Origin of the sequence: Pseudarthrobacter sp. TAF60_1, assembly GCF_052113505.1 — a bacterium.
Taxonomy (GTDB): Bacteria; Actinomycetota; Actinomycetes; order Actinomycetales; family Micrococcaceae; genus Arthrobacter.
Genome location: NZ_JBFRDI010000003.1, coordinates 135931 through 149443, shown reverse-complemented (window position 1 = coordinate 149443; position 13513 = coordinate 135931). Strand labels below are relative to the sequence as shown.

Here is a 13513-nt window from a genome sequence, read left to right as displayed (position 1 = left end):
GTTTGGACGGAGTTCTTTATTGGCCCTGAGGCGGCACGGACCGTGAAGCTAACCCGGCGCCTGAGCTCACCGGCCTACGGTGTAGGTTCTCCTGAATCCTTCGAGAAGTCCTTCGAGGAGTCGTTCGTGGCCTGGGGCTCGCCGGACTCATGTTCGCCGGCAGCAGACGGCCGCGAGCCTGCAGCTGGCTGATCGCTGACACGGACCCCGTACTGGGGCCGGCCGTCCGGAAGATCTGGGTAACGTACTGCCGCAACGGGGGCCTGGGCCGGTTCCTGTGCTCCCTCTGGCTGCAGGCCCTGCCCTGGTTCTGCGGTGTGGCCGGTGCCCTGCTGGCCATAGGGGTCGTTCCACCCCGAGGGGCGGGCGGGTGCCTGCCCCGGCTGGTGTGCCTGCCCCGGCTGGCCGTGTTGTTGAGGGTGCTGCTGCCCCGGCTGACCGTACTGCGGGCTCTGGTAGCCCGGCCCGCTGTAGGAAGTGGCTGCCGCGTCCGACCGGGTCATGGGCAACTGCTGGAGGAGCCGGCGTGCCTCATGGGCGGCTTCCACGGCAACGATGACGTCATAGCTGGTGGCCACCACCTGGCTGGTGGACGTGAAGTCCCGCTTACCGCGCTGCATGGCGTACGTCACGATGCCGAACAGCATAAAAAAGGCAGCACCCATCAGGACGGACGCGAGAATGGAGAAGTACCCCGGCGAGGGTGCGAAGAAGGACAGCATCACGCCGACGAACAAACCGAACCACATGCCGCTGAGGGCGCCGGAGAGCGCCACGCGCGGATAGCTGAGGCGGCCGGTCACGCGCTCCACCATCTTGAGTTCGTTGCCCACGATGGAAACCATCTGGACCGGGAATTGCTGGTCCGCGAGGTAGTCCACCGCCTTCTGGGCGTCCAAGTAGGAGGTGTACGAGCCGACCGAGTCACCAGTCGGAACCATACGGGCGTCGTCCGGCCCGGTGGGACCGCCGGCCTTGGGAGCACCAAAAATGTTTGACATACACCCATTGTTGCCTATCCGCATGTGTGCCGCCTGTAGATTCCGCTAAAAGAGAGCAGACTCGGTAGCCTGTAAACGTGAGCACAAATCTTTCGCGCGTCTTTGTGGCCCGCCTACTGGGCCTTGACGTCTTCGACCCCTTGGGCGACCGTCTGGGGCGCCTGCGCGATGTTGTGGTGCTCTCCCGCGGCAGCCGGGGCGCCCCGCACGTGGTGGGCATCGTCGTCGAAGTTCCCGGCAAGAAACGCGTCTTTGTGCCGATGACCCGCATTACCTCGATCGATCAGACGCAGATCATCTCCACGGGACTGGTCAACCTTCGCCGCTTTGAGCAGCGCGGTGCCGAGACCCTGGTAGTCGCGGAAATGTTCGATCGCCGGGTCACCTTGCGGGACGGCAGTGGAGACGCCACCATCGAAGACATCGCTATCGACCAGCACCGCTCCCGCGACTGGTTTGTCAGCAAACTTTTCGTCCGCCGGGGCCACTCGCTTTCCCCGCTCAGCCGTTTGCGGCGCAACGAGACCATGATCATCGATTGGGCCGACGCCCTGCAGGGTGCCCGCACCGAGCCGCAGGCGGCCACCCAGTTCGTGGCCAACCACGAGGACCTCAAGCCTGCAGACTTTGCCGACGCATTGCAGGAGATGAGCGACAAACGCCGTTTCGAGGTTGCCAGCGAACTCCAGGACGAACGGCTCGCCGACGTCCTGCAGGAGCTCCCGGAGGATGACCAGGTGGAGATCCTTTCCGCCCTCGATCTCCAGCGTGCAGCCGATGTCCTGGAGGAAATGGATCCGGACGACGCCGCCGACCTCCTGGGCGAGTTGCCTCACGCGCAGGCCGAAGAACTGCTGCAGCTGATGGAACCTGAAGGGGCCGAGGACGTGCGCCGGCTGCTGGAATATGACGAGGACACAGCCGGCGGCCTGATGACTCCGGTTCCGGTGATCCTGCCGCCCGAGGCAACAGTCGCGGAAGCCTTGGCCCACGTCCGCCGTGAGGAGCTGTCCCCGGCACTGGCCTCATCCATCTTCGTCGCCCGGCCGCCCCTGGAAACCCCAACCGGCCGTTTCCTGGGGGTGGTCCACATCCAGCAACTGCTGAGGTTCCCGCCGTTCGAGCCACTGGGCAACCTTGTGGATAAGAACCTGGAGCCGCTGTCAGACCAAGCCCACATCAGTGAAGTTGCCAGGACCCTGGCAACCTACAACCTGAACTCCCTCCCCGTGGTCAATGATGACGGCCGGCTTGTGGGGGCGGTGACTGTTGATGACGTTTTGGATCATATGTTGCCCGACGATTGGCGAGCCAACGATGGCGAAGTCCCGATAAGAAAACTGGGAGGCCGCATTGGCTGACACCGGCACCCACAAGAATCCCGGCCAGCGCCCGACGGCCAAGCCGCCGATCACGGGCGGGCTGGACACACCCATGAGCGGCCGTCAGCGCATGCTGCCGAAGTTTTCCCCCAACCCTGACGCGTTTGGCCACGCCACCGAGGGCTTTGCCCGGTTTATGGGCACGCCCCAGTTCCTGGTTTACATGACCGTGTTCTGCGTTTTCTGGCTGGTCTGGAACACCTTTGCGCCGGAGCAGTGGCAGTTCGACTCTCAGGCGCTGGGCTACACGCTGCTCACACTCATGCTGTCCCTCCAGGCCTCGTATGCGGCCCCGTTGCTGCTGCTCGCCCAGAACCGGCAGGATGACCGGGACCGCGTCTCGCTCCAGCAGGACCGCCAGCGCGCCGAGCGCAACCTGTCCGACACCGAGTACCTGACCCGGGAGCTGGCTTCCCTGCGGATCGCGCTGCGCGAGGTGGCCACCCGAGACTACGTCCGAGCGGAACTACGGAGCCTTCTTGAGGACATCTTGGAGGCCCAGGAAGAACTGCGCACACACGATCCTGCCGGGGCCGGCAGCCACGAGTCGCCTCGGGAAAAAATCAAGGAAAAACTGAAGGAAAAGCGTGACAAACAGCGGGGCCCGCGCACGCAGCAGATGCCGAAGGTCAAACCCAGCCACGTCGCCACGAGGCCCGCTGACGGCGGGGCCACAGATCTAGGCGCCACCGCCCCGAAGCACACCCCTACCCCCGAAAGCTGAGCCCTGCCCGAATGAGCGCCACCCTGGAGCAGTCAGTCCACGCTGCGCTGGCCACCGTCATTGATCCTGAACTCCGCCGTCCCATTACGGAGCTGGGAATGGTGGATTCGCTGGATATCTCCAGCGATGGGACGGTCAGGCTGGCAGTCCTGCTCACTATCGCCGGTTGCCCCCTGCGGGGCACCATCACGGCGGACTCCGAGCGGGCGCTGTCCGCCGTTCCCGGGGTCACCGCCGTCGAGGTTGAACTGCGGGTGATGAACCGGGCCCAGCGGGACGCCCTTAAGGAGCAGTTACGCGGGGCAGGGCCCCAGCGCGGCATTCCGTTCAACGAGCCGGGGTCGCTGACGAAGGTGTTCGCTGTTGCCAGCGGAAAGGGCGGCGTGGGCAAGTCCTCCCTCACGGTCAACTTGGCCTGCGCCCTGGCTTCGCAAGGGCTCCGCGTTGGCATCGTGGACGCCGACGTCTATGGCTTCTCAGTTCCGGCCCTGATGGGCATCACGCAGGCGCCCACACGGGTGGACGACATGATCCTGCCGCCGGTGGCATACGGCGTCAAGGTCATCTCCATCGGCATGTTTGTCACCGGCAACCAGCCCGTCGCCTGGCGCGGCCCGATGCTCCACCGCGCCCTCGAGCAGTTCCTGACCGACGTCTACTTCGGTGACCTTGACGCCCTGTTCCTGGACCTTCCACCCGGCACCGGCGACATCGCGATTTCCGTGGCCCAACTGCTGCCGAAGGCAGAGATCCTGGTGGTGACCACCCCGCAGGCCGCGGCAGCGGACGTCGCAGAGCGCGCCGGTGCCATCGCCACCCAGACGGGGCAGAAAGTGGCTGGCGTCATCGAGAACATGTCCTACTTGGAAATGCCCGACGGCGGGCGGATGGAACTGTTCGGAAGCGGCGGCGGGGCGATCCTCGCCGAACGGCTCAGTGCGACGGTGGGCGCCGATGTTCCGCTACTGGGGCAGATCCCGCTGGACATCCTGTTGCGCGAGGGCGGCGACACTGGAGCGCCCATTGTGCTGAGCCGGCCGGAGACTCCGGCGGCCATGGCCCTGAACGGGATTGCTGGAAAACTCGCTGCCAAACCGCGGGGCCTGACGGGACTGAGGCTCGGGCTCCAGCCGCGCTGAAGCAACGCCGCCAAGAACCGGGGCTACGTAGCCTCGGAGTCGAACGGGGCGGGCGCGCCCGGCGGCAACGCCTGGACCACGCGTTCGGGCCGTGCCGGCGCTCCGGACCCACTGCCGGAAGCAGTGACTGCGGCCCCGGAGACGGCCGCCACAGCGGCGGGCGCTCCTGCGCTGACGGGCTTGGTGTCATCATCCAGGAGGGCTTCCTTGATGATGCGGCGCGGATCGTACTGCCGGGGATCGTATTTCTTCCAGTCGACATCGTCGATGTCGATCCCGACCTCTTCCTTGATCTGCTCGCGGGCGCCTGAGGCCATGCGGCGGACTTCTTTGACCAGGTTCGCCAACTTTTGGGTGTATTCGGGCAGCCGTTGGGGACCGATCACCAGGATGCCGATGATCAGGAGCACGAAGAACTCAGGGCCGTTGATTCCAAACACGTTAGGAAGATTACCCTCTCAGGAGTCGCTCTGACGATTCGTGCCCGCCTGTACGGGAACCTGCCAACTTCACTGCGACAGTATCTCCCCGATTTTGACAATTCCGCGTTCCAGCCGGGCGGCCGGTGATTCGTCACCGTCATCTGTGGAGCCGGTGCCCGACGCGGTGCTGGCGCCTGCGTCAATACCTTCCGCAGCAACGGAACTGAGCCGCTGGAGCACTGGAAGCGTGTTGTCGGCCCGGTCGGCAGGGAGGTCCGACTCCACGGTGAACGTACCTGCGGGCGTGGCATAACTGGCCGTCCAGGGAGCGAGGCTGCTGACCTCCGGTTGGCCGGTTCCTGCCGGCGCCTCGGCGGGGTGCTGTTCCACCACGGTTGCGTAGTGCTGCCCGTCGGAGAGGTGCAGCTCCACAGCCAGCCTGCCGTTAAGGGTGACGGCGTTGGCGCTCCGGATCTGAAATCCCAGCGACTCGAACCCCGGGCACACCCATCCCTCCGCGCGAAGCGCGGACAGTTGCGTGGCCGTGAGCGCCCTGCCGTCGGCGGGCAGTTGGGCCGCGTGCTGCATCAGGTTAGCGTTCATGGCCGCGCCCGACGCAGGAAGGGTGTCCCCGGCCATCGCGAAGGCACTGACGGCAAGAATTCCGGCTGCGGCAGCCGTGCCGCCAGCCGTGAGGGCAAGTGCCCGCACCCCAGGGTTCTGGTTCTGGACGGGCTCCGGCGTAGCCGCCAGCAACTGGGTCCTGGACAGCAGCCGGGCCGTCAGATCGTCGCTGGCTGGTGGCACGGGCGCTTCGCGGAGCCGCTCTATGTATTGGCGTTCGCGCTTGAGGGCAGCTGTGCACTCGTTGCAGCCCTGAAGGTGCTCGGCGCCGCGGTGATGCCTGCGGCCAAAGGGGTTCTGGAGCGTCATGGTGCCGATCAGAGGATGCTGGCGATGCGCGGCAGCGAAAGCTTTGGCTTCCGGCCCGGCTGCGGGCGGGGGTCACGGTGTGCCAGCTTCTCGCGCAACATGGTCCGGCCCCGGTGGATCCGCGAACGCACTGTCCCAAGCTTTACTCCCAGCGCGGCAGCCACTTCATCGTAGGAAAGGCCTTCCAGATCGCACAGGACGACGGCGGCGCGGAAGTCCGGCGGCAATTCCTCCAGGGCGGCCTGGACGTCGAGGTCAAGGTTGTTCAGCTCGAAGCTTTGCTCCGGACCGGGCTCGCGCCCCGGGATCCGGGACTCTGCGTCTTCACCCAGCGCGTCGAAGCGGATCCGGCTCTTCCGGCGTGCCTGATCCAGGAACAGGTTGGTGGTGATCCGGTGCAGCCAGCCATCGAGTGTTCCCGGCTTGAAGTTCTCCAGGGACCGGAAGACGCGCACGAACACTTCCTGGGTGAGGTCCTCGGCGTCGAACTTATTCCCCGTCAGCCGGTATGCGAGCCGGTACACCTTGGCAGAGTGGTTTGCCACCACCTCGTCCCAGGTCGGCCTGACCCAGGCCGCGGAAAGTTCTGTTGCAGGGACAGGTGCCACATCTGATGCTGACATCGTCCACTCCCATCGTGGATTGCTATCGCCCGGATACTGTTGACATCTCTGATTCGGCGCCGACCACCTCGCGGATGAGCGGATCTTCATCATTTCAAAGTTGACTGGGAATTTCCTGACCGGCGGGGCCCTTCAGCCCACGGCGCAACGGATTCCTTCCGCGGCTGACACCAACGGACACAGTAGGCTGTAGTAGACAATCCCCCTGCCGCCCAGAAAGCGAATCCCCCATGAGCGCCGACAAGTCCACGAGCTGGTCCTATGCTGAAGATCTGCCCGCCGAGGACGAGGTCATGGTACGTGCCAGGGAGCGTTCCTTCGAGTTAGGGGTGACCCCTATCGGGACTGGCGTCGGCGCGGTCCTCACGGTGTTGGCCGCCGGGTCCAAGGCCCAGACCGCCGTCGAAATCGGGACGGGGGCGGGCGTCTCGGGTGTCTGCATCCTTCGCGGCCTCGGTCCCCATGCCGTGCTCACCACCATCGACGTTGACGTGGAGCACCTAAAGGCTGCACGCGAGGCGTTTGCGGAGGCCGGGAGCCCGGCGAACCGCACCCGGACCATCTCCGGCCGGGCGGGCGACGTCCTGCCGCGCCTTACCGATGCCGCCTATGACCTGGTGTTCATCGACGCGGACAAGCCCGGCCTACCAGGCTACGTCGAACAGGCCGTCCGTCTCCTGAAGTCCGGCGGGCTGCTGATCATCAATGACGCCCTGGATAAGGACCGCGTCGCCAACCCTGCCGCCCGTGATGCCAACACAGTGGTTTTGCGTCAGGTGGGCAAGTCGATCCGCGACGACGACCGGCTCGCCTCCGCGATGCTGCCTACGGGCGACGGTCTGCTGGTAGCGGTCAAGAAATAGGACAGGGCCCGCAGCCTGTAGCTGCGGGCCCTCGCCCCACGGGATCAACCGGTCCCGAAATTATTCGGTAACGCCCACGAGGCATTCCTTAAGGTTGGCCGCCTCCGCAGCGTTAAGTTCCACCACAAGCCGTCCGCCGCCTTCGAGCGGTACGCGCATGATCAGGCTGCGGCCCTCCTTGGTGACTTCCATAGGGCCGTCGCCCGTGCGTGGTTTCATAGCCGCCATGAGGAATTTCCCCTCCATTTAGTCCCAGGACATAGCAGCCCGGGCGGGCTGTGTCCGCGTGGTCAAATCAAGCCGCTATGGCAGCCCATACTGATGCCGCCATTGCTGAACATTCTGAATCCTGTTGTCCCTGCTTACTCCCTATTATCCTGTAATTACCCGCACGTAGCTAATCGATGGACATTTACGGCCGCGTCGGATTCCCTGATCCGATTGCGTGGTGCCGCAGACCATCACGGCGGGTAATCGCCGCCGCCGGGAAGCTGCGCCCACGCCCACAGCCAGACAATCCAAACGATCTGGAGCAGCACAAACATGGTCAGGACGGTGCCGCGGTAGGCCTTGGACCGGGACAGCAATGCGGCCCCGAGCGCCAGCGGAAAGAGCGGAAGAAGCATGCGGAAAGTGCTGGTCTGGGGGTGCAGGAACAGCAGGAGGTACCCCATGTAGCATCCGCACCACAGACGAAGCTCCGTGCCGAGGCGCACCACCGGCTTGGTGAACAGCAGCAGCGCAAAAAGTACGGCAAAAACGAACGGCGCCAACACTCCCAGGACGGGGCCGAAAAGGTCCACGCCGGTATCAAACCAAGGTTTGAAGGGCACCAGGTCGTGGCCACGCCACACCGTTTCCGTCTTGGTATAGGCCGCGATGTCGCCGGTGGCAACCCAGGCCGCTGCCGGCCAGGAAAGCGCAGCAGCGCCGCACAAGGCGGTGAGCCCGGCAAGGGACGCCAGCTCGCGCACACTATGGGATCCCGCCTGTCCCGTCCGGTACCGTTCCACAGCCCTGGCGATCAGGAGAAGTCCCAACATGGCCGCAAACGGGACACCCACGGGGCGGGAAAGGCACAGCAGCACTACTGCCGGCATGGCCCAGAGATAGTGCCGCCGGACCACCAACAACAGCGTGGTTGCCAGAAGGAAAATGGTGAGGGGTTCCGCATAGGGAACCTGAAGGATGGCCGAGGCGGGAAAAGTTGCGAAGAACGCCGTTCCCCACAGTGCCGTACCGGGCGATGCCTTATGCCTGAACAGGCAGTACACGGCAAGGGCTGCGCCCAGCCCGGAGAGCATGGCCACTACCGTCAGCGCCGCGGCCGGACTGGCCCCCGTCAGGCCCGCCAGCGCCCGGCCCAGCGCAGGAAAGAGCGGATAAAAGGCCCATTCATTTTCCTGCACGTTGCCCGCGGCGTCCGTGGGCAGCGTGGAGGGGTACCCGTCAGTGATGATCCGGCTGTACCACCGCGCATCCCAGATGTTGATGAAATTCCAGTAGTCAGGCGCGGGGGGAAACCAGGGATTGGGCCCCTGGTGCCGGGCAGCGGCGATAAAGATGCAGGCGCTGACCACACGGGCTGCGACATAAAGGGCGGCTACCTGCAGCCACCACGGCCAACGCCGGATGGCAGCTGTGGCGCGGGCACCGAGGGCGGTGATGGACGTCGTCGGGCCCGTTCTGTCACCCGTGTCTGCGCTCAAGCGCCGGCCTCGGGCGCGGCCGCCCGTTCGGCGTCGAGCAGCCGGATCCTTAACTCAGCCAGTTCGGCGTCCTTGGCAGCCAGTTGGTCGCGCAGTTCGTCAAGAACCTGGTCCACCTGGTCCATTCGGTAGCCACGGAGGCCAAGGGAGAACCGGACATCATCGATGTCGGCCGGCACCGCATCCGCGGGCAGCAGCACCGGGGGCAGGTTGGCCGGGGGTTGCGCGAATCCGGCATAGAGCAGCCCTGCGCCCGGAGGGTCGGCTGCAGGGGCGGCGGGGCTATCACCCCGGCGCAGTTTGCGCCGCACACCGGCTACGATGCTGCTGGAGCCACCGGCACCCGCCCAAATGGTGGCACCGATCAGCAGAACGGCGAGGAAGACCAGGAAAAAACTCACACCACCCATCGTGCCAGATGTGGACGGTCCGGCTATTCGGGCCGTTGTTCCCCGTTGGTGGAGGGAGCCTGGACAGTGCCGTGCAGCACGCGCTCCACAGCTTCGGCGGGATCGTCCACTACCTGGATCAGGTCCAGGTCCTTTTCGGAGACCATCCCTTCGGCCACCAGAGTCCCGCGGATCCATTCGATCATCGGGCCCCAGAAGTCGACGCCGAGCAGCACGATGGGGAAGGACGTCACTTTGCGGGTCTGGACCAGGACCATAGCCTCAAAAAGTTCATCCAGGGTCCCCAGTCCACCCGGGAGAACGATGAAGCCTTGGGCGTATTTGACGAACATCGTCTTCCGCGCAAAGAAGTAGCGGAAGTTGATGCCGAGGTCCACCCACTGGTTCAGACCCTGCTCGAACGGCAGCTCGATGCCCAGGCCAACAGAGACGCCATTGCCTTCCACGGTGCCGCGGTTGGCCGCCTCCATGGAGCCCGGCCCCCCGCCGGTAATGACCGCCACGCCGGCGGCCGCCAAGTGCCGGCCCACCGCCATGCCCATTTCATAGAACGGGCTCCCCGGTTTGGTGCGCGCCGAACCGAACACACTGACCGCCGGCCCCAGATCAGCGAGCGCTCCGAACCCCTCGACGAATTCGCTTTGGATCCGCAGGACCCGCCACGGATCAGAATGAACGAACTGCCCGGCGCCCTTGGTATCAAGCAGATGCTGATCGGACATTTCCACAGCTGCCTGTTTGCGTCGTAGTTCGAGGGGACCCTTACGGCGCGGCTGCGTGGATTTTGCCGGATCTGCGTTGATGCTCATCCCCCTAGGCTAATGCCCCGGTGCCGCGCCGGTGGGAGGTATCTCTTGAATCACGATTCCGCGGGAACATGGCGTGATTCCCGTCATAGGCGGTCTTTGTTCGCTAGATTCTTCTTATGACTACTCATGTGCCCGGCGACGCGCTCGTCTCCCTGAATGGTGTGAATAAGCATTACGGTCAGCTGCACGTCCTAAAGGACATCAATCTTCAGGTCAAGAAGGGCGAAGTGGTTGTTGTCATCGGGCCCTCTGGCTCGGGCAAGTCCACGTTGTGCCGCGCCATCAACCGACTGGAAACGATTGAGGGCGGCACCATCAGCATTGATGGCAAGGTGCTGCCTGAGGAAGGCAAGGAGCTGGCTCAGTTGCGCGCCGACGTCGGCATGGTTTTCCAGTCCTTCAACCTCTTCGCGCACAAAACCATTCTTGAGAACGTGACCCTGGGCCCCATCAAGGTCAAAGGCATGGCCAAGGCGCAGGCGGATAAAGAAGCCATGGCTTTGTTGGAACGTGTGGGCGTGGGTCACCAGGCTCCTAAGCTCCCTGCCCAGCTCTCCGGCGGCCAGCAACAGCGTGTGGCCATTGCCCGTGCCCTGGCCATGAAGCCGAAGGTCATGCTCTTCGATGAGCCCACCTCGGCATTGGACCCCGAAATGATCAACGAGGTCCTCGATGTCATGATCCAGTTGGCGAAGGAAGGCATGACCATGGTGGTGGTCACGCACGAAATGGGCTTCGCCCGGAAGGCCGCTGACCGGGTGGTCTTTATGGCCGATGGCCAGATCGTCGAAGACGCCACGCCGGAGGAATTCTTTACCAACCCCAAGAGCGACCGCGCCAAGGACTTCCTGTCCAAGCTGCTCACCCACTGATTTTCCATTACCGAAAACACACTCCAGTTCGCACCCTGGCCGTGACCTACGGCCGATCAATGAAAGGAATGTCATGAAGGCATTTATGACCCGCCGGAAGTCGTTCTTCGTAGCGGCTACCGCTGCCCTCGCACTTTCGCTCAGCGCCTGTGGCGGAGGAGACTCCGGCGGCTCCAGCAACCCGAGCCCGGTTGAGAAGCCGACGTTCGCTGCTGGAACCACCATGGCGAAGCTGGCCTCGGCGGGGACCATCAAGATCGGCACCAAGTACGACCAGCCCCTCTTTGGCCAGGTTGGCCTGGACGGCAAGCCCGTCGGGTTCGACGTCGAAATGGGCAAGCTCATCGCTGCCAAGCTGGGTATCTCCGCGGACAAGATCGAATGGTCCGAGACGGTATCGGCAAACCGTGAGCCCTTCATTGAACAAGGCAAGGTGGACCTCGTTATCGCCACCTACACCATCAACGACAAGCGCAAGCAGGTTGTCAGCTTTGCGGGCCCGTATTACGAGGCTGGCCAGGCGCTGATGGTGAACAAGGACAACACCTCTATCACCAAGCCCGAAGACGTCAAGGGCAAGAAAGTCTGCTCCGTGACCGGATCCACTCCGGCCGCCACCATCGTGGACAAATACGGAGCGGAACTCGTACCGGCAGCGACCTACTCAGCGTGCCTCGAGCCGCTGCGCAACAAGCAGGTTGAGGCCATCACCACGGACAACGTGATCCTGGCCGGTTTTGTGGACAAGGAGCCGGACGCCTTCAAGTTGGCCTCGGACCAGACCTTCACCAAGGAGCCTTACGGCATCGGTCTGAAGAAGGACGACACCGAATTCCGCAACTGGATCAACGACCAGCTTGAATCATTCGACAAGGACGGGTCCTACAAGAAGGCCTGGGAGGCCACCGCCGGTTCGGTCATCAAGACCGCTCCCAAGCTTCCTGCCATCGTCCGCTACTAGGTAGCACCGCTACCAAGTAACCCCCGGGCAGTTTCCGGGGCGTCCGCACCCCAGCGGACTCCCCGGAAACTGCCAGCCTGCCTTTACGACCCCCTACGCCCAGAGCCGAAGGATCCTATGGACGTCATCATTCACAATCTCCCCCTCTACTGGGAAGGCCTTCTGCGCACCCTCTTCCTGTCCGTCGTCTCCGGGATCATCGCCCTCATCGTGGGTACCCTCCTCGCCGCAGCCAGGGTTTCGCCCATTGCTGCCCTTCGAGGCTTCAGTACGGTGTATGTGGAAGTTCTCCGGAACACACCGCTGACCATCGCCTTCTTCTTCGCGGCGATTGTGCTGCCCCGCCTTGGCGTTAAGTTTGAACAGTTTGAAGTGGCCGCCATCATCGCCCTCAGCGCCTACACCGCGGCATTCATCGCAGAAGCTGTCCGCTCAGGCGTTAACAGTGTCCCGATCGGCCAGGCGGAGGCCGCACGCAGCATCGGCATGAAGTTCGGCCAGGTGCTCTCGCTCATCATCCTGCCGCAGGCACTGCGGACCGTGATCCCGCCGCTGATCAACATCCTGATTGCCCTCGTCAAGAACTCCTCTGTAGCCGGTGCGTTCTTCGTGCTTGAACTGTTCGGCTACGGCCGCCAGCTGGCCAATTCCAACGGCGACCAGGTCATGGCCGTGCTGCTCGGCGTGGCGTTCTTCTATCTGCTCCTCACCGTTCCGCTGGGCATCCTGGCCAGCACGGTGGAACGAAAGGTGGCGATTGCCCGATGACTTCCGTCCTTTACGACGTCCCCGGCCCCAAAGCACGCCGGGTATCGCTGATCGGTTCCGTGATCGGAAGCGTGCTGATCCTTGGTCTGCTCGCATTCATCATCATGACGCTCGCCCAGCAGGGCATCTTTGAAGGGCGCCGCTGGGCCATCTTCACTCGGGCGGACGTCTGGACACTGCTCGGCAACGGCATCGGGGCCACCCTCAGTGCTGCCGCCATCGCCGCAGTCATAGCCTTTCCCCTCGGCCTGGGGCTGTGCCTGCTGCGGATCTCCCTGGTCGCCTGGATCCGGATCCCCACCCGCGTGGTCCTGGAGTTCCTCCGTGGCATGCCGGTTGTCCTCATGATGCTGTTCGTCCTGCTCGTATTTGGGACGAGTTCCTTCATCGCCGTGATCGCCGGGCTTGTCCTATACAACGCCGCAATCTTCGCCGAGATCATCCGCGCAGGCATCCAATCGCTGCCCAAGGGGCAGCGGGAAGCTGGCCTGACCATCGGCCTGACCAGCTTCCAGTCCCGGATGCTGATCGAGCTGCCCCAGGCTGTCCGCCGGATGATGCCGTCGCTGGTTGCCCAGCTGGTGGTGCTCCTGAAGGACACCTCGCTGGGCTACATCGTGGCCTACGGCGAACTGCTCCGGGCTGTACAAGTCATGGCGGACTTCCTTGGCAACGCGTTCCTGTTCCCCATCTTCTTCGTCGCCGCGGCCATCTACATCGCGATCAACATCACGGTTTCCCGGATCGCCGTCTGGATCGAGCGCCGCGGTTCAAACAAGGCCGCCGGTGGCGTGGCGAAGGCACCCACCGCCGTCATTGCACCGGAACTTAAGTAACCGATCACGCACATATGCAGAAGGGGTCCGCAGCCATCCGGCTGCGGACCCCTTCTCTATG

The 13513-nt window shown here is 64.0% G+C and carries 16 protein-coding genes; 8 read left to right on the top strand and 8 right to left on the bottom strand.

Going from position 1 to position 13513, the window contains the following annotated elements:
* Positions 1 to 74: 74 nt before the first annotated feature.
* Complete coding sequence (locus AB4Y73_RS04275) at positions 75 to 1001, bottom strand: general stress protein (RefSeq protein ID WP_441868953.1); 927 nt, start codon at positions 999 to 1001, stop codon at positions 75 to 77.
* Between the two features lie 77 nt (positions 1002 to 1078).
* On the opposite strand from AB4Y73_RS04275, the gene AB4Y73_RS04270 reads away from it, so the two are divergent.
* Genes AB4Y73_RS04270 through AB4Y73_RS04260 form a run of 3 tightly spaced genes read left to right on the top strand, consistent with a single transcriptional unit; the run spans position 1079 to position 4246 of the window.
* Complete coding sequence (locus AB4Y73_RS04270) at positions 1079 to 2362, top strand: magnesium transporter MgtE N-terminal domain-containing protein (protein WP_441868950.1); 1284 nt, start codon at positions 1079 to 1081, stop codon at positions 2360 to 2362.
* Positions 2355 to 3107 carry a DUF1003 domain-containing protein gene (locus AB4Y73_RS04265; protein WP_441868947.1) on the top strand — a complete coding sequence of 251 codons (753 nt, stop codon included), beginning with the start codon at positions 2355 to 2357 and terminating at the stop codon, positions 3105 to 3107. The genes AB4Y73_RS04270 and AB4Y73_RS04265 overlap by 8 nt, the downstream gene beginning before the upstream one ends.
* 11 nt (positions 3108 to 3118) lie before the next feature.
* Positions 3119 to 4246, top strand: a complete 1128-nt coding sequence (locus AB4Y73_RS04260; protein ID WP_441868944.1) for an Mrp/NBP35 family ATP-binding protein — start codon at positions 3119 to 3121, stop codon at positions 4244 to 4246.
* 23 nt (positions 4247 to 4269) lie between these two features.
* On the opposite strand, the gene AB4Y73_RS04255 is transcribed toward AB4Y73_RS04260, so the two are convergent.
* The 3 genes from AB4Y73_RS04255 to sigE form a co-directional block, all read right to left on the bottom strand.
* Positions 4270 to 4686, bottom strand: coding sequence for a Sec-independent protein translocase TatB (locus tag AB4Y73_RS04255; RefSeq protein WP_441868941.1), 417 nt, complete (start codon positions 4684 to 4686; stop codon positions 4270 to 4272).
* Between the two features lie 69 nt (positions 4687 to 4755).
* On the bottom strand, positions 4756 to 5601 hold the full coding sequence (locus AB4Y73_RS04250) for an anti-sigma factor (RefSeq protein ID WP_441868938.1): 846 nt from the start codon (positions 5599 to 5601) through the stop codon (positions 4756 to 4758).
* Between the two features lie 8 nt (positions 5602 to 5609).
* Positions 5610 to 6224 carry an RNA polymerase sigma factor SigE gene (sigE, locus tag AB4Y73_RS04245; protein ID WP_441868935.1) on the bottom strand — a complete coding sequence of 205 codons (615 nt, stop codon included), beginning with the start codon at positions 6222 to 6224 and terminating at the stop codon, positions 5610 to 5612.
* Between the two features lie 230 nt (positions 6225 to 6454).
* On the opposite strand from sigE, the gene AB4Y73_RS04240 reads away from it, so the two are divergent.
* On the top strand, positions 6455 to 7087 hold the full coding sequence (locus AB4Y73_RS04240) for an O-methyltransferase (protein WP_441868932.1): 633 nt from the start codon (positions 6455 to 6457) through the stop codon (positions 7085 to 7087).
* 60 nt (positions 7088 to 7147) lie between these two features.
* On the opposite strand, the gene AB4Y73_RS04235 is transcribed toward AB4Y73_RS04240, so the two are convergent.
* The 4 genes from AB4Y73_RS04235 to AB4Y73_RS04220 all read right to left on the bottom strand — a co-directional run bounded on the left by AB4Y73_RS04235 (position 7148) and on the right by AB4Y73_RS04220 (position 10015).
* Positions 7148 to 7315 (bottom strand): DUF3117 domain-containing protein, encoded by a 168-nt coding sequence (locus AB4Y73_RS04235; RefSeq protein ID WP_009357720.1) that lies wholly within the window; start codon positions 7313 to 7315, stop codon positions 7148 to 7150.
* A gap of 233 nt (positions 7316 to 7548) precedes the next feature.
* Complete coding sequence (locus tag AB4Y73_RS04230) at positions 7549 to 8754, bottom strand: hypothetical protein (protein WP_441869766.1); 1206 nt, start codon at positions 8752 to 8754, stop codon at positions 7549 to 7551.
* Between the two features lie 38 nt (positions 8755 to 8792).
* Positions 8793 to 9206, bottom strand: a complete 414-nt coding sequence (locus tag AB4Y73_RS04225; RefSeq protein WP_441868929.1) for a DivIVA domain-containing protein — start codon at positions 9204 to 9206, stop codon at positions 8793 to 8795.
* Between the two features lie 23 nt (positions 9207 to 9229).
* Positions 9230 to 10015 carry a TIGR00730 family Rossman fold protein gene (locus tag AB4Y73_RS04220; protein WP_441868926.1) on the bottom strand — a complete coding sequence of 262 codons (786 nt, stop codon included), beginning with the start codon at positions 10013 to 10015 and terminating at the stop codon, positions 9230 to 9232.
* Positions 10016 to 10131: 116 nt separating this feature from the next.
* On the opposite strand from AB4Y73_RS04220, the gene AB4Y73_RS04215 reads away from it, so the two are divergent.
* From AB4Y73_RS04215 to AB4Y73_RS04200, 4 genes are all read left to right on the top strand, one after another.
* A complete protein-coding gene (locus tag AB4Y73_RS04215; protein ID WP_441868923.1) occupies positions 10132 to 10887 on the top strand; it encodes an amino acid ABC transporter ATP-binding protein in 756 nt (251 codons plus the stop codon).
* Positions 10888 to 10960: 73 nt separating this feature from the next.
* Positions 10961 to 11848, top strand: coding sequence for a glutamate ABC transporter substrate-binding protein (locus AB4Y73_RS04210; protein ID WP_441868920.1), 888 nt, complete (start codon positions 10961 to 10963; stop codon positions 11846 to 11848).
* A 117-nt stretch (positions 11849 to 11965) separates the two neighbouring features.
* Positions 11966 to 12616 (top strand): amino acid ABC transporter permease, encoded by a 651-nt coding sequence (locus AB4Y73_RS04205; protein WP_441868917.1) that lies wholly within the window; start codon positions 11966 to 11968, stop codon positions 12614 to 12616.
* The gene (locus AB4Y73_RS04200) at positions 12613 to 13452 is read left to right on the top strand and encodes an amino acid ABC transporter permease (RefSeq protein ID WP_441868914.1); all 840 of its coding nucleotides are present in this window, start codon (positions 12613 to 12615) and stop codon (positions 13450 to 13452) included. The genes AB4Y73_RS04205 and AB4Y73_RS04200 overlap by 4 nt, the downstream gene beginning before the upstream one ends.
* The last annotated feature ends 61 nt before the right edge of the window (positions 13453 to 13513 follow it).

Coding starts and splice junctions, on each gene's coding strand:
- AB4Y73_RS04275 (WP_441868953.1), bottom strand. CDS start 1,001: ATGTCAAACATTTTTGGTGCTCCCAAGGCCGGCGGTCCCACCGGGCCG.
- AB4Y73_RS04260 (WP_441868944.1), top strand. CDS start 3,119: ATGAGCGCCACCCTGGAGCAGTCAGTCCACGCTGCGCTGGCCACCGTC.
- AB4Y73_RS04250 (WP_441868938.1), bottom strand. CDS start 5,601: ATGACGCTCCAGAACCCCTTTGGCCGCAGGCATCACCGCGGCGCCGAG.
- sigE (WP_441868935.1), bottom strand. CDS start 6,224: ATGTCAGCATCAGATGTGGCACCTGTCCCTGCAACAGAACTTTCCGCG.
- AB4Y73_RS04240 (WP_441868932.1), top strand. CDS start 6,455: ATGAGCGCCGACAAGTCCACGAGCTGGTCCTATGCTGAAGATCTGCCC.
- AB4Y73_RS04235 (WP_009357720.1), bottom strand. CDS start 7,315: ATGGCGGCTATGAAACCACGCACGGGCGACGGCCCTATGGAAGTCACC.
- AB4Y73_RS04225 (WP_441868929.1), bottom strand. CDS start 9,206: ATGGGTGGTGTGAGTTTTTTCCTGGTCTTCCTCGCCGTTCTGCTGATC.
- AB4Y73_RS04220 (WP_441868926.1), bottom strand. CDS start 10,015: ATGAGCATCAACGCAGATCCGGCAAAATCCACGCAGCCGCGCCGTAAG.
- AB4Y73_RS04215 (WP_441868923.1), top strand. CDS start 10,132: ATGACTACTCATGTGCCCGGCGACGCGCTCGTCTCCCTGAATGGTGTG.
- AB4Y73_RS04210 (WP_441868920.1), top strand. CDS start 10,961: ATGAAGGCATTTATGACCCGCCGGAAGTCGTTCTTCGTAGCGGCTACC.
- AB4Y73_RS04205 (WP_441868917.1), top strand. CDS start 11,966: ATGGACGTCATCATTCACAATCTCCCCCTCTACTGGGAAGGCCTTCTG.
- AB4Y73_RS04200 (WP_441868914.1), top strand. CDS start 12,613: ATGACTTCCGTCCTTTACGACGTCCCCGGCCCCAAAGCACGCCGGGTA.